The organism is Amycolatopsis sp. VC5-11 (assembly GCF_037034185.1).
Taxonomy (GTDB): domain Bacteria; phylum Actinomycetota; class Actinomycetes; order Mycobacteriales; family Pseudonocardiaceae; genus Amycolatopsis; species Amycolatopsis nivea.
In genome coordinates, this window is the sequence record NZ_JBAGKF010000001.1 from 1155019 (window position 1) to 1172571 (window position 17553).

At 69.5% G+C, this 17553-nt stretch carries 16 protein-coding genes and 1 pseudogene; 10 read left to right on the plus strand and 7 right to left on the minus strand.

What is annotated here, in order from left to right; all coding sequences use genetic code 11:
- Positions 1-45: 45 nt before the first annotated feature.
- Positions 46-591: a TetR/AcrR family transcriptional regulator gene (locus WA670_RS05740; protein WP_037807285.1), complete on the plus strand. Its 546-nt coding sequence runs from the start codon at positions 46-48 to the stop codon at positions 589-591.
- 72 nt (positions 592-663) lie between these two features.
- Here the strand turns inward: WA670_RS05740 and WA670_RS05745 are convergent, their stop codons facing one another.
- The 3 genes and pseudogenes from WA670_RS05745 to WA670_RS05755 all read right to left on the minus strand — a co-directional run bounded on the left by WA670_RS05745 (position 664) and on the right by WA670_RS05755 (position 3108).
- Positions 664-1599, minus strand: coding sequence for an erythromycin esterase family protein (locus WA670_RS05745; RefSeq protein ID WP_336157076.1), 936 nt, complete (start codon positions 1597-1599; stop codon positions 664-666).
- A 145-nt stretch (positions 1600-1744) separates the two neighbouring features.
- A pseudogene (locus WA670_RS05750) lies at positions 1745-2476 on the minus strand (IS5 family transposase); the annotation flags it as partial.
- Positions 2477-2529: 53 nt separating this feature from the next.
- Complete coding sequence (locus WA670_RS05755) at positions 2530-3108, minus strand: helix-turn-helix domain-containing protein (protein ID WP_336157077.1); 579 nt, start codon at positions 3106-3108, stop codon at positions 2530-2532.
- A 79-nt stretch (positions 3109-3187) separates the two neighbouring features.
- Between WA670_RS05755 and WA670_RS05760 the strand changes: the two genes are divergently transcribed.
- Positions 3188-4432, plus strand: a complete 1245-nt coding sequence (locus WA670_RS05760; RefSeq protein ID WP_336157078.1) for an MFS transporter — start codon at positions 3188-3190, stop codon at positions 4430-4432.
- On the opposite strand, the gene WA670_RS05765 is transcribed toward WA670_RS05760, so the two are convergent.
- Entirely contained in the window at positions 4355-5596 is a 1242-nt protein-coding gene (locus WA670_RS05765; RefSeq protein WP_336157079.1) for an MFS transporter, read from the minus strand. The genes WA670_RS05760 and WA670_RS05765 overlap by 78 nt on opposite strands.
- A 118-nt stretch (positions 5597-5714) precedes the next feature.
- Here WA670_RS05765 and WA670_RS05770 point away from each other — a divergent pair, with 118 nt between their 5' ends.
- Positions 5715-6056: a hypothetical protein gene (locus WA670_RS05770; RefSeq protein ID WP_037807288.1), complete on the plus strand. Its 342-nt coding sequence runs from the start codon at positions 5715-5717 to the stop codon at positions 6054-6056.
- A 2-nt stretch (positions 6057-6058) separates the two neighbouring features.
- Here the strand turns inward: WA670_RS05770 and WA670_RS05775 are convergent, their stop codons facing one another.
- Positions 6059-7654 (minus strand): ABC transporter permease, encoded by a 1596-nt coding sequence (locus tag WA670_RS05775; RefSeq protein WP_336157080.1) that lies wholly within the window; start codon positions 7652-7654, stop codon positions 6059-6061.
- Positions 7651-8550, minus strand: coding sequence for an ABC transporter ATP-binding protein (locus WA670_RS05780; protein WP_043837696.1), 900 nt, complete (start codon positions 8548-8550; stop codon positions 7651-7653). Before WA670_RS05780 ends, WA670_RS05775 begins: the two co-directional genes overlap by 4 nt.
- A 94-nt stretch (positions 8551-8644) precedes the next feature.
- Between WA670_RS05780 and WA670_RS05785 the strand changes: the two genes are divergently transcribed.
- Positions 8645-9130 (plus strand): GbsR/MarR family transcriptional regulator, encoded by a 486-nt coding sequence (locus WA670_RS05785; RefSeq protein ID WP_037807294.1) that lies wholly within the window; start codon positions 8645-8647, stop codon positions 9128-9130.
- Here the strand turns inward: WA670_RS05785 and WA670_RS05790 are convergent.
- Complete coding sequence (locus WA670_RS05790; protein ID WP_336157081.1) at positions 9127-9690, minus strand: TetR/AcrR family transcriptional regulator; 564 nt, start codon at positions 9688-9690, stop codon at positions 9127-9129. The genes WA670_RS05785 and WA670_RS05790 overlap by 4 nt on opposite strands.
- 89 nt (positions 9691-9779) lie before the next feature.
- Here WA670_RS05790 and WA670_RS05795 point away from each other — a divergent pair, with 89 nt between their 5' ends.
- The 6 genes from WA670_RS05795 to WA670_RS05820 all read left to right on the plus strand — a co-directional run bounded on the left by WA670_RS05795 (position 9780) and on the right by WA670_RS05820 (position 17524).
- On the plus strand, positions 9780-10409 hold the full coding sequence (locus tag WA670_RS05795; protein ID WP_336157082.1) for an NAD(P)-dependent oxidoreductase: 630 nt from the start codon (positions 9780-9782) through the stop codon (positions 10407-10409).
- 731 nt (positions 10410-11140) lie between these two features.
- A complete protein-coding gene (locus tag WA670_RS05800; RefSeq protein ID WP_134663848.1) occupies positions 11141-11890 on the plus strand; it encodes an SGNH/GDSL hydrolase family protein in 750 nt (249 codons plus the stop codon).
- Between the two features lie 99 nt (positions 11891-11989).
- Positions 11990-12130 (plus strand): hypothetical protein, encoded by a 141-nt coding sequence (locus tag WA670_RS05805; RefSeq protein ID WP_158242475.1) that lies wholly within the window; start codon positions 11990-11992, stop codon positions 12128-12130.
- Positions 12131-13794: 1664 nt separating this feature from the next.
- Positions 13795-14400 (plus strand): RNA polymerase sigma factor, encoded by a 606-nt coding sequence (locus tag WA670_RS05810; RefSeq protein ID WP_009071544.1) that lies wholly within the window; start codon positions 13795-13797, stop codon positions 14398-14400.
- On the plus strand, positions 14397-14882 hold the full coding sequence (locus tag WA670_RS05815; RefSeq protein WP_037807307.1) for a hypothetical protein: 486 nt from the start codon (positions 14397-14399) through the stop codon (positions 14880-14882). The genes WA670_RS05810 and WA670_RS05815 overlap by 4 nt, the downstream gene beginning before the upstream one ends.
- Before the next feature lie 53 nt (positions 14883-14935).
- Positions 14936-17524: a CHAT domain-containing protein gene (locus WA670_RS05820; RefSeq protein ID WP_238603557.1), complete on the plus strand. Its 2589-nt coding sequence runs from the start codon at positions 14936-14938 to the stop codon at positions 17522-17524.
- The last annotated feature ends 29 nt before the right edge of the window (positions 17525-17553 follow it).

Here is a 17553-nt window from a genome sequence, read left to right on the forward strand (position 1 = left end):
AAGAATCGGACGACCGCACCACTTTGAGAGCAGAGGAGACAGCCGGTGGAGAAGCCTGCGCTCCGCGCGGACGCGCGCCGGAACCGCGCCCGTGTGCTGGCTGCCGCCGAAGCAGCGTTCGCCGTCGACGGGCTCTCGGTGCCCCTCGACGACATCGCGCGGCTGGCTGGCGTCGGCGCGGGCACTGTCTACCGGCATTTCCCCAGCAAGGAAGCGCTGTTCCAGGCCGTCGTCGTGGAACGGCTGGAGCAGTACGGCGTCGAGGCGCAGGAGTTGATCGACTCGGACGCGCCCGGCGAAGCGTTCTACGACTACTTCACGCGCGTCATCGAGCAGGCGTCGCGTAACCGTGCGATCTGCGAAGCGCTCGGTGAGACCAGCGGTTCCGCGTACAAGGCTGAAGCAGCGGAGCGGTTTCGCGTGAACCTCACTGCGCTTCTGGAACGCGCGCAAGCCGCGGGCGCTGTACGCACGGACATCGACGGCGAAGACCTGCGCGCGCTCATCGTCGGCGCGCTCGCGGTGGAGCGGTTTACACCGGACAGCCGGCACCTGGTGCGCGTACTGCTGGACGGTCTGCGCAAGGTCTAGGTCCTGTCCGGCGGCTCAGTGCATATCTAAGTGACGGAGCCGGCGTCTGCGGAATGCTCCGCCGGGCAGCCTTCAGGGCAAGGGCCGGGACGGTGTCACCTCTTGCGTGTGGACGACGACGTCGAACCAGCTCGCGAGCGACCCGCCCGACATGTGGTAGGCCGCATCATCCCGGGGGTCGTAGAACGAGCCGATCAACCGCGTGCGCGTCGGGGCGTCCAGGAGGCGGCGGATCGGCTCGGGTAGCGATGTGCCGAGATCCAGGACGTATCCCGCCATGTTCTCGGCGGCCGCATGCAGCAGGCTGTCGACGAAGTCGGGGCGTGGAGCGGGCAGGGGCTGACCGATCGAACCATGCGCCATGGTCAGGCCAACGGACCGGTAGTCCAGTCCCAGTCGTTCCCGCAGGTATCCGCCCATATTCTGGTGCGACTCCAGGGGCTCGGAGGGGGACACGGTACGAGGGGCGCCGATGGCGGTGTGCGCCATACCGCCCCAGTAGACGACCTTGTCGCCGGTGAGCTGCTGCCACCAGCTCACACCGTCGGCCAGCGTGCGTTCCAGTTCGGCCAGACCATCGAGCCGGGTGGTATGCCGCACCGGTTCGGCAGGGAACTGGGCGAAACGTACCGGGTCGCCGGGGTGACGCTTGTTATAGGACCGCATCCAGTGGACGAGATCGAGGATCTCGGCGGTCTGCCAGAACGGCCGTGCCCTTCCCAGCAATGCACGAGGGTCTCCATCGCCGGTGGCGACATAGACGTCCAGGCCGAGGCGGCCAGGGTCGTCGCCCTCCAATGCAAGGGAGCGGAACCCCTCTTCTTCCACCAGCAGCCGCACGATGCGATGCGCCACGTCCGATAATTCGCGTGTCTGTCGGGCAGCTGCTCCAAGCGCCACGATCTTGGCGTCCCGCACCAGTGGGGCGAGCGGCCGCAGATCGTCCAGTGGCTCGTCAGGCTTCCTGTTCACGAGCGCATGGGAGTTCTTCTTGATCCATTCGGTCACTGTCTCCATTGGCCTGCCCTTCATCCCCGAGCTCCGCTTCTCGCGGACCACTCCAGAAGATCGTCTTACCTCAAGCTTGGTTGAAGTAAAGAGCCTGTGACGTCGATTTGGCGCTCATCGCTGGAGAGGCCTGTAGCGGCTCAGTGCGGATCCAAAGGCGTATCGCGAGCACCGTCACGGATCCGTGGAAGACGTAGGCGCGCTTGTCGAACCTCGTGGCCACCGCCCGGAAGTTCTTCAAGGCGTTGATCGTCCTCTCGACTTCGTTTCTGCGCTTGCAGATCGCCTTGTTGAAGCCCGTGGGCCTGCCACCTCGACTGCCGCGACGTTGGCGGTGGGCTCGCTGGTCCTTCGGCTCGGGGATGGTGTGCTTGATCTGGCGTCGCCGCGGGTAGCGGCGGTTTCGGCGAGAGGAGTATGCCTTGTCTCCACCGAGATGGATTTTGCATGTCAGTCCGCCCCGAGAGCGTCCGAGTCCCTCGTCGGGACGGTGTTGCCGGGGCGTGCGCCTTTTTCCCGGCACCCTCGGCGGACTCTTGCATGCGCCAGCTGCGTGCTGATGGGCACGGCAGGACGTCGAGTCCACGCTCGCCATCGACCAGTCGATACGGCCCTCGGCATCAGCATCGACCAGGACGGCCGCGAAGATCCTGTCCCAGGTGCCGTCCGCCGACCACCGCCGATGCCTCTCGTACACCGTCTTCCACGGACCGAAATGTTCAGGCAGATCCCGCCACGGCGCCCCGGTCCGGAGCCGGAAGAGGATCCCGTTGATGACCCTGCGATGGTTCTCCCCACGTCCGCCCCTCTGCCCTGTCATGGGCAGATGCGGCTTCAGCCGTGCCCACTCCTCATTCGTCAGATCTCCCCGCCCCATAGCCATGCCAACGACCCGTCACTGAAGCAGTCACATGATCCGCCGGACGGGCCCTAGCGGCGACCGGTGCGCAGGTGGATGCGCTCGCCGGACTTGCTGAAGAGACTGAGGATTTCGACGTCGCCCTTGCCGGCGGCACCGAACCAGTGCGTGATGTGGCAGTCGAATTCGGCTGCTTCGCCGGGTCCCATGATGAAGTCGTGATCGCTCAGGCGTACGCGTAGGCGTCCGCGCAGAACGTAGAGCCACTCGTGCCCGTCGTGGGTGCGCAGGTGGGGCTCTTCGTCGTGCGCCGGGATGAGCTGTTTGTAGGCGCGGATTTCCCCCTGGTGCCGGGACAACGCGATCAGCACGCGCCCGTCCTTCTTCGCGGGTTGCTGGGGCACGCGCGGGTCGACGATCCGCGGCGCGGTGACGATCTCGTCGAACGGGACGCCCAGTGCCGCGGTGATCGGCAACAGTAGTTCGAGACTCGGTTTGCGCTGTCCGGATTCCAGACGGGACAACGTGCTGGTCGAGATGCCGGTGGCTCGCGCGAGGTCGGCGAGGCTGACGCCCTGTTTGTCCCGCGCCTGTAGCAGCCGGGGCGCGATCTGCTCGAGCACGCTGTCGACGGTGGGCTGGTCGCTCATGCGGCGCAGTCAACCAATGCGCCCCGGAAACGGCAACGTTTCTTGCCGCTTCCGATCCTGGTCGCGGAAGTTTGTCCCCATGGACTCGACAACTTGTGCCACCGCCGACGGTGTGCGCGCCGACCCGAGCAGCGGCCGACTTCCTCTAGGCGTGTACCTGCTCGCCTTCAGCCTGTTCGCGATGGGCAGCGCGGAATTTCTCCTGGCGGGCGTGCTGCCCGCGGTGGCCGACGACCTCCAGGTTTCGCTGTCCTCCGCCGGATTTCTCATCACCGCGTTCGCGCTGGGGGTCGTCCTCGGCGGGCCGCCGTTCGCCGTGCTCAGCCTGCGCTGGCCCCGTCGCGCCGCGCTGATCGCGACCCAAGGGGTGTTCGCGGTGAGCGTCGCCGCCGGATTGCTGGGCGACTACCAGGTTTTGCTGGTGAGCCGGGTCGTCTCGGGTGTCTCGTACGCGGGCTTCTTCGCCGTCGCGTCGGTGACCGCGATCGGTCTCGTCACCCCGGACCGCAACGCCCGCGCCTCCGGTGTCGTGGTCAGCGGCCTGAGCGTGGCCATGGTCGCGGGCGGACCGGCAGGCACCCTGCTCAGCCATTTCACCCAGTGGCGCGGCGGATTCTGGGCTGTCGTGGCACTGACGCTCGCCGGAGTCGTCGCCTGCTCGCTCGGGATCCCCGCGGCGACCCGGTCAACGGCGCGACCGAGTGTGTCGCGAGAGCTGGCCACGATCCGCAAACCGCGGCTCTGGGGCATTTTCGGGATCACGATCCTGACGACGGCGGCGTACATGATCACGTTCAACTACCTCTCCGCCATGCTCGCTGAGATCACCGGCGTACCCACGGTCTGGATTCCCGCGATCCTCGCGCTGTTCGGCGTCGGTGCTTTCGCCGGCCTGTCCATCGGCGGACGCATCTCCGACCGGCGACCCCACGCCGCGCTTCTCGCCGGAGCCGTCGCGATCGTGCTGCTTTCGGTCGTCCTGATCTTCGCGATCCATCACACGTGGGCGGTGCTGCCCACTGTTTTCCTGCTCGGGATAGCGGCTTTCGTGCTGAATCCCGCGATCTACGGCCGGGTCTTCGCGATCGCCGCCGACGCCCCGACACTCGCTGGGGCGACCACGGTTTCGGCTTTCCAACTGGGGATCAGCGCCACTCCGATCCTGGCGGCCGCCGCGCTGACCCAAGGCACGGCCCTCACGTGGGTCAGCCTCATCGGAGCCGTGCTAGCCGCGCTTGCTGTCCCGCTAATCGTTCTTGACCGCACTCTCGGCTATGGGCAGATCGCGCATCTTGCGAAGCGGCGAAGCAATGAGAATCGCTGACGCGGCAAGGATTCCGATGCCGCAGACGTACAGCGTGACCCGGGTTGTGGTGAGTTCCGCGATCAAGCCGCCGAGCAGACTGCCGAGCGGGGCGATGCCGAAAACGACCGTCTGTGACACCGACGAGACGCGGCCCAGCAGCTCGTGCGGGGTGACCGCCTGCCGGAAGCTCGTCTCGAACACGCCGAGCACGATGATCCCGAAACTTGACCCGAAACCGCCCGCCACCCACCAGGCGAGGCCCCAGTCTTGGGTCGCGAAAGCGTTGCACAGGAACGAAACGCTGTACACGGCGGCACCGAAATACAACGCCCGCGCGGCACCGAAGCGAGCGCCGAGCCGTCGCGCGACTCCGCTCGCGAGCAGGGCGCCGAACAGCGAGATCGTGCCGAGCAAGCCGATCATGAACGGTGCGACGTGCAGGTCGCGGACCATGAACACCATCGACACCGCCATGAACATCGACTGGAACAGGCTCGACGCGGCACCGTGCAGGGCGATCGCCCGCAGGAGCGGATTGCGCAGAACTGTCCGCAGCCCTTCGCCGATTTCGCGGCGAAGGTTCCGCTCAGCGGGCTCGGGCCGCACGTCCGGCGTGCGAATCCGGCGCAGCCACGCGGCGGACCACAGGTAAGTCACCGCGTCGACCGCCATCGCGCCCGCGCCGCCGATGAACTGCACGATCATCCCGCCGAGCCCCGGCCCGGCGATCGCGGCGACGGACAGATTCGTCTGCAGCCGGGCGTTCGCGGCGGGCAGTTCGCCGCGTTCGACGAGGTTCGGCAGGTAGGTCTGGTGCGCGACGTTGAAGAAAACCGTGAACCCGCCGGCCAGCAGCACGACGACGTACAGATGGCCCAGCGTCAGCGACCCGAACACCGCGGCGAGCGGCACCGAGCCGATGAGCACCGCGCGGGCGAGGTCGGCGGTGATCAGCACCGGCCGGTTGCGCATCCGGTCGCACCACGCGCCCGCCTGCAGTCCGAGCAGCAGGTACGGGAGCGTGCTCAGCGTCCGCAGCAGCGAAACCTGGGCCACGGACGCGGCGAGCGTGGTGGTCGCCAGCAGCGGGATCACGAGGAAGTCGATGCGGTTGCCGACCTGGCTGAGGCCGTCGGCGAGCCAGAGCCGCCGGAAGTCCGGCGAGCGGAGAATCCCCCTCATAAGGCCAGTGTGACATAAGTTGAGTCGGTATATATCAAGTTGCACACTGCGTAACGGCACCTATGATCAACGCGACGAACCCTCGTAGCCGAGTGACCGTGCGGCGAGGAGGTGCCGGATGTCGGACACCGCTCCCACCTGGGGTTATGTCGTCGTGACCGGTCTCGCCGGACTGGCAGGCGGACTGCTGGTCGCCGCGCTGCTGGTCGCCGGTCGCACTCCGCGTCCGGCCGGAGAGTCGTCGCCGCCCACCCCGCCGCCCGTGCAGCAGGTGACGGTCACGGTGACCGGCCTCCCTCTGCCGCCGATCACCGTGACCCACCGCCCGCCGGCACCCCCGGCCCCGCCGCCGCGCACGACCACGGCGACGGTGTCGGTCACCCCGACCCCGTCGAGCCCGTCGGCACCCCCGCCGACCACGCTGGGCCCGACCAGTGGGTTCGTCCGCGACGAACGCTGACCTCAGCCGACGTCGCGCCGCCGCCAGCCGGTCAGTCCCACCGCGAGCACCACCGCCGAGACCGCCAGCAACACCACCAGCGGCACCGCGGTGAACACCGCGCCGGGCACCTTCGGCGGATGCTGGAACGGCGAGACGTCCAGCAGCACCTGCGGCGCGTTGACGACCGGCCCGAACATGCTGATCAGCAACGCCAGCGCCGCCACGCCCCACGCGGCGGTCGCCAGTTTCGGCAGCAGTCCGAAGATCAGCGCGGCCACCGCGACGATCACCCACGCCGCGGGCACCTGCACCGCGACGGCCGCGACCATGTTCCCGACCGAGCGGCCGACGTCACCGCCGCGCAGCCCGTTCGACAGCCCGAGCAGCAGGCCGCCGACGAGTACGAGCAACGCGCTGCCGAGGAACGCGAACACGAGGTGGCTCGCGGCCCAGCGCAGCCGTCCGACCCGCGTGGCCAGCAGCGGTTCGAGCCGGATCGAGGTCTCCTCGGTGCGCATCCGCAGCGTCGCCTGCACGCCGTAGAGCGAGGCGAGCATCGCGAACAGGCTCACCATCGTCGCGAGGAAAGCGTCGACCAGTCCGTGCGATCCGCCGAGCCGTTCGAAGATCTGCCTGCTCTGCTCGGTGCCGCCGACCAGTCCGGAAATGCCCTGCGCGATCGTCCCGAACAACGCCCCGCCGACCGCGAGCCCGATCAGCCAGCCGAACAACGGACCCCGCTGCAGCCGCCAGGCCAGCGAAAACGGCGACCGCAACGACGGCGCGGCCTCGCTCGGCCCGAGCCGTGGCGGAAGCAGGCCGACGCCGACGTCACGACGTGGCAGCAGCGCGTAGGCCACGACAAACAGCACGAGCGTGGTCGCGACGGGCAAAATCAGGACCCACCAACGTTCTTCGGCGAACGGCCGGATCTGCTGCGCCCAGCCGAGCGGCGACAGCCATGACAACCAATGCGCGTCGGTGGTCGAATCACCCGCGCCACGCAACAGAAACGCGACGCCGAGCACGGCCGTACCGATGCCATTCGCGGTGCGCGAGTACTCGCCGAGCTGCGCGGCGACCGCGGCGACGCCGGTGAAAACCAGCCCAGCAAGCGCGGTGCTCGCGCCGAGCGCGACGGAACCCGCCGCGGGAACCTTCGCCGCCAGCGTGACCGCTTGGAGCACCCCGATCAGCACGCTCGCCCCGCCGGTCACCGCGAGCGCGGCGGTGAGCGGCGCGTACCGACCGACCACAGTGGACGCGAGCAGTTCGGCGCGGCCGGTGTCCTCCTCCGCGCGGGTGTGCCGGGTGAGCGTGAAGACCGCCATCAGGGCGGTCAGCAGCGCCAGGAACCCGCCCATCCGCCAGGCGATGAACCCGCCCGCCGTGCCGAGGTTGAACGCCGGGCCGTAGAGCAGCGCGAACGACGGGTTCGCGGCGGCCGACGCGACGAGTCCGGCCCGGCTCGCGGCGGTCGGATAGAACTGGTCGTAGCTGCTGATCGTGGCCACCGGGATGAGGCTGAGCAGGACGATCCAGATCGGCAGGATGATCCGGTCGCGGCGCAGGGCGAGCCGGAACAGCGGCCCGGTGCCGTTGAGCGCGCCGCTCATTTCCCGGCCTCGAGTTCGTCCGCGTAGTGGCGCAGGAAGAGTTCCTCGAGGGTCGGCGGCCTGCTCTCCAGGCTGCGCACGCCGACCTCGGTCATCTGGCGCAGTGCGTCCTCGAGCGAGCGCGTCTCGACGTCGAAGCGGACGCGGTTGCCTTCGACCTTCAGGTCATGCACGTCGGAAAGCCTGGCCAGGCCGTTCGGCGGTCCGCACAGCTCCGCGGTGATCGACGTGCGGGTGAGATGGCGCAGTTCGGCGAGCGTGCCGGACTCGACCGTGCGCCCGTTGCGGATGATGCTCACCTTGTCGCACAAGGCTTCCACCTCGGCGAGGATGTGGCTGGACAGCAAAACGGTACGGCCCTGCGCGCGTTCTTCCTGGATGACCTCCTGGAAAGTGGCCTCCATCAACGGGTCGAGGCCCGAGGTCGGCTCGTCGAGCAGCAGCAAGTCCACGGTGGACGCGAGCGCGGCGACGATGGCGACCTTCTGCCGGTTGCCCTTCGAGTACGTGCGGCCCTTCTTGCGCGGGTCGAGGTCGAAGCGCTCGACGAGTTCCTCGCGGCGCTTCTGGTCGAGCCCGCCGCGCAGCCTGCCGAGGAGGTCGATGACCTCGCCGCCGGACAGGTTGGGCCAGAGGTTGACGTCGCCGGGCACGTAGGCGAGCCGATGGTGCAGGCTCGCCGCGTCGCGCCACGGGTCGCCGCCGAGCAGCCGGACCTCGCCGGCGTCGGCGCGCAGCAGTCCCAGCAGGACCCGGATCGTGGTGGACTTCCCGGCGCCGTTCGGGCCGAGGAATCCGTGTACTTCCCCCGCGGGAACCTGAAGATCAAGGCCGTCGAGGGCCTTCACCCGGCCGAATGCCTTGTGCAGGCCGGAGATCGCAATGGCGTTTCCCATGGTTCGGAAGCTACACTCTTTTCATGAAGTTGTGAAGTTAAGAAAACGTCTGGACCGAGTGATCGTCCAGGCGCGCGTGGGAGAGGATGGACGGATGACGACGCCTGAGACGAAGAGAGACGAGGACGCCGTCCGCCGATACGTCGAAAGCCTGGGGCTGGTGATGTCCCAGATCGGCATGCAGCGCATGTCAGCGCGGGTGTTCGCGGCGCTGATGACGACCGACTCGGGGCAGCTGACGGCTGCCGAACTGGCGGAACAGCTGTCGGTGAGCCCGGCCGCGATCTCCGGCGCGGTGCGGTATCTGGACCAGGTCGGCCTGGTGCGGAAGGTGCGCGAACCCGGCGAGCGCCGCGACCACTACCAGCTTTACGACGACCTCTGGTACGCGACTTTCCTCAAACGCGACCGCTTCCTGATCATGTGGCGCGACGCGGCCACCGAAGGCATCGACGCGCTAGGCCCGGACACTCCCGCCGGGAAACGGCTGGCCGAGATGCGGGACTTCCTGGCGTTCATGCTGGTCGAGGTCAACAACCTGTACGACCGGTGGCACGAGCTGCGGAAGAACCGCGACTAGCCGAGCTTTTCCAGGGTCGCGGCGAGCCGCTGGGCGAGGTCTGGCCGTGGCGGGCGTTCCTCGAAGGACGCGAGGAACGCCTCCTGGAAACAAGCCCCGAGCAGCAGCCGGGCCGCGGCCTCGACGTCGAGATCGGCGCGCAGCCTGCCCAGCTTGACCTCGGCGGCGAGGTAGCCGGCGACGTGCTGGATCGGCAGGTCGGGACCGTTTTCGAGGCTGTCCCGGTGGGCGCGGAGCAGGTCGCGCGAGGAGAAGATCGAGATGGAGATCGGGAAGCTCGCGCAGTAGAAGGCCAGTGCCGTGGTGGTCAACTCGGCGAGATTGTCGCTGAGATCGGCCTTCTCCGGATGTTCGGTGAGCCTCGCCGCTGTGGCGACCAGGTCGGGCAGTTCCTCTTTCAGCACCGCGAGGAAGAGCGCCGTCTTGTCGCGGAAGTGCTTGTACAGCAAGGCTTCCGAGTAGTCGGAGGCCTGCGCGATCGCCTTGGTCGTGGCGTGCGCGTACCCCTGCTCCCGCATGACCGTCGCTGCCGCGGCGACGATCTCCTCGCGGCTTCCCATGCGTGCTCCCTGAGGGTCTTCTCAGTGTGGTGGGTGTTCACTTACCCTAGCCGGTAAGTGTTTACTCACCCCCTCCTTGGAGGCCTCTGATGAAGATCACCGTCCTGGGCGCGAGCGGCCGAATCGGCGGCCTGGCGGTGCGGGAAGCGCTGGCCCGCGGATGGCACGTCACCGCCGTAGTCCGCGACCCCGCGCGGTTGACCGTCCCCGCCCACCCCCGATTGGACGTCGCGGTTCACTCCCTGACCGACCCCAGCCTGGCCGACGCGGTAACCGGTCGTGACGCTGTCGTCCTGGCCCTGGGCCCCGCAGACCTCAAGCCGACAACCGTCAACTCCGACGGCACCCGCTCCGTGGTCACCGCCCTGCACGGCTCCCAGACGAGGTTCGTGGTGGTGAGCGCATCCGGCCTGCCCGGGGACGGCGACAGCCTGTTCTCGAAGCTGCTGGTGAAGCCGCTGCTGGGTGCGGTGTTGCGCAACGGATACGCCGACCTGCAGCGAATGGAGTCGATCCTGCACGGTGCCCCAGACGTGCGATGGACGATCGTGCGCCCGACGAGGCTGACGAACAAGCCCGCCCGGGAGCAGGTGCGCAGCGAGGTGGGCCGGGATGTGCGGAGGCGGTTCCAGATCCCGCGAGCGAACGTGGCGCGCTTCTTGCTGGACGCGGCTGAGGACGACTCGCTGGTGGGGAAGACGGTGTCGATCGCGCAGTGACGGGCCTGTCTGCAGTCGCCGACACCTGCGGCGGGATTGCCTGCGGATGCTGACGCGTGTCGCGGAGTTGTCTGTGGATTCGGCCGCCTGCGGTGGGTTTGCCTGCGGACGTTGACGCGTGGCGGGTTTGCTTGCGGACTCGGCCGCTTTGCGGCGGGATCGCTCGTAGTCGCTGACGTGCGTGGCAGGTTTGCCTGCGGCTGCGGCGTGATTGTTCTGCGGACTCGGCCACCTTGGTCGGGATCGCTCGCGGATGCTGACGTGTGTGGTGGCTTTGCCCCGGGCTCTGCCACCTGCGGCGAGGTTGCTCACGATGCTTGGGTGGCAGGCCCGCGGGCCCTGCCACCTGCAGCGGTGTTGCCTGTGGACACTGCCGTCCGCGGCGGGATCGCTCGCGGATGCTGACATGTGTGGCCAGGCCGCGAACCCTGCCACTCGCAGCGGGATTGCCTGCGCACCCTGCCGCTCGTAGCGGAATCGCTCGCAGATGCTGCCGTGCATGGCGGGTTCGCCCTCGGCCCTGCCGCCCGCGAAGGGTCGTCCACCGCCCCTGCCGTCCCGAGTGGAAGTCCTCGCCGCCCGTGTCCGTTGGTTCTGTCTGCAGTTGCAGACACGCTGCTGACAGCGGGTTTCCCCAAACTATCCCCAGGGTTGTCCACAACTCACATCCCCTGTGGACAACTCCCCTCGCGAGCCCGGATCTGTCGTAGCCCCTCGTTACTGTCGGAGGCATGGCAGTTCTTCGGCTGTTCCTCCTTTTCCTGATGGCACCCGTGCTTGTCGCGCAGGCGGTGCGGGTGCGTCGGGCGACTCCGCGGCTTCCCGGGGCCACGGGTCCGATCGAGGGCGCTCTCGGCGCCGGGCGTCCGTTGCGGCTCACCGTCATCGGCGAATCGACGGTGGACGGCGTCGGCGCGCTCACCCACGCCGACGCGCTCACCGGCCAGCTCGCGGTGGGGCTCGCCGGCGCGTACCCGGACCGGGAGGTGCGGTGGCACGCGCTGGGCATCACCGGCGCGTCGGCGCGGGTGGTGCTCGACGAGCTGGTTCCGCGCGTGCGGGAGGCGGACGTCGTGGTGGTCGTCCTCGGCGTGAACGACACCCTGGAGCTGCACTCGGCCGCGCGGTACCGGCGGGATCTGCTGGCAATCATCGTCGAGGTGCGGCGAAGGGTCGGCGACGTCCCGGTCGTTCTCGCGGGCGTGCCCCCGCTGGCGAGTTTTCCGTCCTTGCCGCGGCCGCTCCGGGACTTGCTGGGCGCGCGGTCGGTCGCGCTCGACCAGGCGGCGCGAGGGCTGACCCGGCTTCCCGGGGTCACGCACATCCCGTTGGCGCCGGGATTGCTCCGTCCGGGAATGTTCGCTGCTGACCGTTTCCACCCTGGCCCGATCGGTTACCGCGCCTGGGCCGCCGCGCTCTCGGAGGGGTTACCGATCGTCACTGACGGTTGGCATCCGGGGGAGGTGGGACGGCCATCCTGACCGGCAGGTTCACAAAAATCCCAAAAACTTTGGCGCTCCGTGTATCTAGGCGCACCCTGGATGCGTCCTATGGGGCGAACCAAGGAAAGGGAGGGCCACATGCCTGCGGATCAGAAGGACGAGCGGCAGCCGGGAACCACCGTTCCGCCCGTCAAGACGAGCCCCGCACCGGGGGCGAACCGGGGAGTGCAGCCGGACGGCAACCACGAGCCGCTCGACGACACCGGGACTGCCAAGTAGCCAAACGGGCGGCGCCCGGGAGCCGAGGGGGCTGCCGGACGTCGTCGGCCGGAGGGGTTCGGGGAGGAATCCCCTCTGGCGGAGCCCGAAAGGGGGAGCGGGCTCCCCTGGGGGCGGGAAGCACCGGTCGGCGCAGGCGGACAGCTCACGCCGGCCGGTGCGCACCCGCACGAACGCACGCGCCTGGCGACCTGCTCGGCACAAGGGGGCGAGCAGGCCGCCGACGAGTGCGAAGCGACTGACGCACATGGCGACAGGGACTGGCCACACCGCCGGTCCGGTTCAGCTCGGCCCGGGTCTGGGGGACCCGGCCCGGCCGGACGGGTTCGGAGGGGACCCGGCCAGCCGCCGAGCCCACCGGACCAGCGGCAACGACCAGTCCTGAGCGAACCGGCTCGCGAGCTGGCGCGGTTAGACGGGTTCGGGGAGGGCCCGTCCGGCTAGCGGGTTGCGCGAGCTGGTTCGGGCGGGACCGGCGGATTGGCGAGGCCGGACAGGTCCGGATGGATTTGCCCCGTTGGCGGGTTCGCGGTCCGGCGGGACCGGCGGATTGGCGCGGCGGGACGGTCCGGGAGGACTTCTCCGGCTGGCGGATTCGGCGGATTGGCGCGGCGGGACGGTCCGGGAGGACTTGCCCGGCTGGCCGAGTCGGTGGGCTGGCGCGGCGGGACGGGTCGGGGAGGGCCTATCCGGCTGGCGAGCCCGCGGTCCGGTGGGACTGACGGATCGGCTCGCGAGGTTGGCGCGGCGGGACAGGCCTGGGGAGGACCTGTTCGGCTGGCGCGCTTCGTGGACTGGTCCGGCGGAAGTGGCGGATCGGCTCAGGGGTCGGCGCGGCGGGACGGATCCGGGGAGGGATTCGTCCGGCTGGCTGGCTCCGCGGGCTGGTCCAGTGCGACTGACGGATTGGCTTGCCTGTCCGGCTGAGCGGACTTCGGGGAGGGGTTCGCGAGGTCGGCGGGCGTGCGAGCTGGTCCGGCTGGGGGTCGGCTCGCGGTGCGGTCCGGTCAGACGGGTTCGGGGAGGAATCCGCCTGACCGGACCGAACCGGTGAGCTGGCCTGAATCGGCTGGGCGGATCCGGGGAGGGATCCGCTCGATCAACAGGGTGGCAAGACGGACCGGACGGATCCAGGGCAGGGATCGCGCCCGGACTGACAAAACAGCTTCCGGGCTGGTGCGGACGGGCGGATCCAGGGGAGGGATCCGTCCGGCCGAACCGGTCCGGCGGGGCGCGATGGGTCGTTGGGGGACTCATCGGGTCCGGTGGAGCTGTCGGGACACGGCCGTGCTGGAGGGGGAGCCCGGCCGGTCGTGTCCCGGCACCCCGTCGAACTGAGTACCGCTTGACCTGCGCAAACCCACAACCGAACAGCACCAAAACCGCACCACCAGCCGCCCGATCGGCTTCGTGAAAAAAACTCACCCGGAAAAAGTCAGAGATTGATGTATCCCAGAGCCAGCTGTTTGCTCCTCAACCAAGAGCCCACCCACGGGGCACACACCGTGCCCCTGGACACCATCCGCACCACCGAAAGAGCGCGCACCATTCACGATCGATCCGGTACCCGACCGGAGAGGCGACCCGCGACGGGCCCGGACGTGCCGACACGACCGGAGGCTTGCTCGCCCAGGTCGGCCCACCTCCGGAGTGAGGCAGCTACGGTGACCGACGTGCACACCACCGAGGTAGACCCGCCCTGGGAAGGCTTGACCGGCGCCGACTTGCACGCCGCGTGCATGGAAGCGGCGCGGGGCGGCGATCGGCGCGCCATGGCGAAACTCGTCGACGAGCTGACGCCGCTCGTGTGGCACGTCGCGCGCGCCAACGGGCTCGACCGGCAAGTGGCCGAGGACGTGGTCCAGACCGTGTGGCTCGCTCTGTTCAGCCAGCTCGCGAAGCTACGCGACCCCCGTGCGCTCGCTGCCTGGCTGATCACCACGACTCGCCGGGAGGCGACCCGTCCTTACGGCAGGCGCGCCCAGCCGGTGCCGCTGTCGGACGAGGTCGCCGCGACGCTGGAAAGCGATCATCCCGCGCCTGAGGAGGAAGCCGTCCGCGCCGACCGGGACCGCCGGGTCTGGCGCGCCTTCCTCCGGCTGCCCGCACGCTGCCAGGAGCTGCTGCGGCTGACCGTTCTCGCCGGCCGCGCCGAGTATCGGGCGGTGGCCGAGGCTATGCAGATGCCGCGCGGCAGCGTCGGGCCCACCAGGGGCCGCTGCCTCGACTCGATGCGCGATCTGCTCGCAGGAGAAGGGGGTGCCCGGTGAGCGACAACATCGGCAGGCCGGGACACGGCCACGCGGTTCCGGACGACGAGGCCATCCTGGCCGACATCGGCCGGTTCCTCGACGAACTCGACCCGCCGCCGGACGACCTGGTGCAGCGGGTCCAGTTCGCGCTCGAGCTCGAGAACCTCGACGTCGAGGTCGCGCGCTGGGAACGGCTCGACGAACTGGCGGGCGTGCGCAGCACGGCGACCGGCACCATCACGTTCACCGTCAGCGACCTGACCGTGATGATCAACCTGACCAAAATCGGGAAGGTGCACCGGATCGACGGCTGGCTCGCGCCCGCGGGCGAGTACGACGTGGAGGTCCGCGTCGCCGATCACGGTACGTTCGCGACGGCGACCGACGAGGGCGGCCGGTTCGTGCTCGAACGCGTCCCCTGCGGAACCACGCAAATCCTCGTGCACCTCGGCGCGGGCCCGCACCGCCGCACCGTCGTCACGCCGACCGTCGTGCTCTGAGAAACCCGGACGGGCGTTATGGAGAGTGGCGGAGGTGTGCTCCCATAGAGTCCGTGTCCGCGCCCGTCCATGATCGAACGATCGCGGCGGCGTCCGATCTGTACGCGCGCGGCCGGGCCGCCGCGTCCGACCAGCGGCCCGGCATCGCGGTGCGGTTGTTCCGCAGCGCGCTCACGCGGCTGGCGCGCGTCGCCGATCCGCTGCCCGAACACCGGGAACTGCAGGTCCGCGTCCTGGTGAGCCTCGGCGCGGCCGAAGCCGAGGTCGCCTCCACCGACGCCGGTCTCGTGCACCTCGAAACCGCGCGGCAGCTTCGCGACCAGCTCCCGGAGAGCAAGGTCGCCCGCCAGCTCGGCTTGTTGGTCACCGGCCAACGCGCCGTGGTGCTGATGCGCGGCGGCCGGTTCAGCGAATCGCTTTCGGTGTACGACGCCGTCATCCCCGGAATCGAGGCCGAGTTCGACGACAGCCGCCGCACGCTGGTCGTCATGCTCTTGAACCGCGCGCTCGTGCAGATGGCGCTCAACCATCCGAACGCCGCGCAGGCCGACCTGGAGCGCGCGCTCGGCTTCGCCCGCGAAAACGGGCACACCCTGCTCGAAGGCAAGATCCGGCAAAACCTCGGCGACCACGCGCAGCTCATCGGCGACGTCCCGCAAGCCCTGTCCAGCTATGAACAAGCCGCGCGGATCCTCGTCACCGAATCGCCCGGTTCGATCCCGCTGATCCGGCTCGACCAGGCCCGCGCGCTGCTCACCGCGGGTCTCGCCGACGAGGCGGGCAGGCACCTCGACGAGGCGCTGCCGGAGTTGCGCGCCAACGGATCCGGCCAGCACATCGCGGAAGCCGAGGTCGCGCGGGCCGCGGCCGCGTTGCTGGAGGGCGATTTCGCGTTGGCGCGAAAGTCCGCGTCGGACGCGCGGCGCCGATTTCTCCGTCGCGGCAATCGAACGTGGGCCGAGATCGCCGGTCTGGCGCGGTTCCGGGCGGAAGCGCAGCAGGTCCTGTCGGACCGCGAAGGGCGCTCTACCTCGCGGTTGCCCGCCGAACTCGTCTCGATCGCCGAACGCCTGGCCGCGCTCGGACTACGGGACGAGGCGGCGGTCGCGCGGCTCTTCGCGGTGAGATTGCTGATTCGCCGCAAGGAAATCGCCGAAGCCTCGCTCGTCCTCACCCACGTGCCCGCCCCGCGCGCGACGTCGCCGGTCGACCACCGGATGTTGTTCCGATTGTGCCGCGCGGAACTGGCCGTGGCCGAAGACCGGCCGCGCGCGGCGCTCGCGCAGGCCCGTGCCGGACTGCGCGAACTCGGCACGATCCGCGACCGGATGGGCGGGCTCGACCTGTTGTGCGGAACGGCCGTCCACGGCGAGGAGCTCGGCAGGCTGGCGATGCGGCTCGTGCTGCGGCGCGCGCGGCGGAACGCGGCCGGCGCACGCCGGATGTTCGCCTGGCTCGAACGCACCCGGGCGCAGGTTTACCGGTACGAACCGCTGCCGGTGATCGAGGATCCGGTGCTGGCCAAGCACATCAACGAGATGCGGCACGTCCAGCGCACCATCCAGCGCACCCGGCTGGAAGGCGAGTCGGTGAAGGCGCTGGAGCAGAGGTACGCCGAACTGCAGCGCGAGGCGACCAGGCTCGGCTGGTACACGAGCCAGTGGGGCCGTCCGCGGCCGGTCGCGACGCCGGACGAGGTCGTCGCCGCGCTGGGCGATCGCGTGCTGGTGAGTTTGGTGCCCTACAACAACCAGCTGTACTCGGTGGTCGTCGACCGCGGGACGTTCCGGCTGCTCAAACTGGGTCCGCTGGACGACATCGTGGAGACCGCGACCCAGCTGCACGCCGACCTCGACGCGCTCGCGCCGGACCATCTGCCGCCGATGCTGGCCGAGACGGTGTCCGCGTCCGCGCGCCGCCGGGCGGAGAAGCTCGACGCGCTGATTTCCGCTTCGCTGGTCAAAACTCTCGACGACCGCGAGCTGGTGATCGTCCCGATCGGCCAGCTGTACGCGATGCCGTGGGGCGCGTTGCCGTCGCTGCGCGGGCACCCGGTGTCGATCGCTCCGTCGGCGACCGCGTGGATCACCGCGAAGCGTCCGGCTGCGGACGGTCCGGTGCTGCTCGCGGGCGGTCCTGGCGTGCCGGGCGCGGTCGGCGAGGTGAGCAAGCTGCGCTCGGTGTACCCGGACGCGCGGCTGGTCGAGGGCGACGCCGCGACGAGCGCCACGGTCCTGACCGCGCTGGACGGAACCCGCTTGGCGCACCTGGTCGCGCACGGCGCGCACGAGCCGGCGAACGCGCTGTTCTCCCGCGTCGAACTGGTCGACGGCCCGCTGTTCGCGCACGAGACGACGCGGCTGGTCAACCCGCCGGAGCGCGTGGTGCTGGCCGCGTGCGAGCTGGCGATGAGCCACATCCGGCCGGGCGAGGAAGCACTGGGTTTCGCCGGAACGCTGCTGGCGAGCGGGTCGAAGACGGTCATCGGCGCGGTGGCGCGCGTCGGCGACCGAGCGGCGGCGGACACGATGGCGGACCTGCACCGGCGGCTCGCCGAGGGGACGTCACCCGCACTGGCACTGGCCGAAGCGATCGCGGTGGACCCGATGCGGCGGCCGTTCGTGTGCCTCGGAGCGGGTTGACTCGTGAGCGGCTACGCCGGTTCTAACCG

What these genes read in the sequence shown, in the direction of transcription:
- WA670_RS05795 (WP_336157082.1), top strand. Translation starts at nt 9,780, where the DNA reads ATGAAGATCACCGTCCTGGGCGCGAGCGGCCGAATCGGCGGCCTGGCG.
- WA670_RS05800 (WP_134663848.1), top strand. Translation starts at nt 11,141, where the DNA reads ATGGCAGTTCTTCGGCTGTTCCTCCTTTTCCTGATGGCACCCGTGCTT.
- WA670_RS05755 (WP_336157077.1), bottom strand. Translation starts at nt 3,108, where the DNA reads ATGAGCGACCAGCCCACCGTCGACAGCGTGCTCGAGCAGATCGCGCCC.
- WA670_RS05790 (WP_336157081.1), bottom strand. Translation starts at nt 9,690, where the DNA reads ATGGGAAGCCGCGAGGAGATCGTCGCCGCGGCAGCGACGGTCATGCGG.
- WA670_RS05775 (WP_336157080.1), bottom strand. Translation starts at nt 7,654, where the DNA reads ATGAGCGGCGCGCTCAACGGCACCGGGCCGCTGTTCCGGCTCGCCCTG.
- WA670_RS05760 (WP_336157078.1), top strand. Translation starts at nt 3,188, where the DNA reads ATGGACTCGACAACTTGTGCCACCGCCGACGGTGTGCGCGCCGACCCG.
- WA670_RS05770 (WP_037807288.1), top strand. Translation starts at nt 5,715, where the DNA reads ATGTCGGACACCGCTCCCACCTGGGGTTATGTCGTCGTGACCGGTCTC.
- WA670_RS05805 (WP_158242475.1), top strand. Translation starts at nt 11,990, where the DNA reads ATGCCTGCGGATCAGAAGGACGAGCGGCAGCCGGGAACCACCGTTCCG.
- WA670_RS05765 (WP_336157079.1), bottom strand. Translation starts at nt 5,596, where the DNA reads ATGAGGGGGATTCTCCGCTCGCCGGACTTCCGGCGGCTCTGGCTCGCC.
- WA670_RS05785 (WP_037807294.1), top strand. Translation starts at nt 8,645, where the DNA reads ATGACGACGCCTGAGACGAAGAGAGACGAGGACGCCGTCCGCCGATAC.
- WA670_RS05780 (WP_043837696.1), bottom strand. Translation starts at nt 8,550, where the DNA reads ATGGGAAACGCCATTGCGATCTCCGGCCTGCACAAGGCATTCGGCCGG.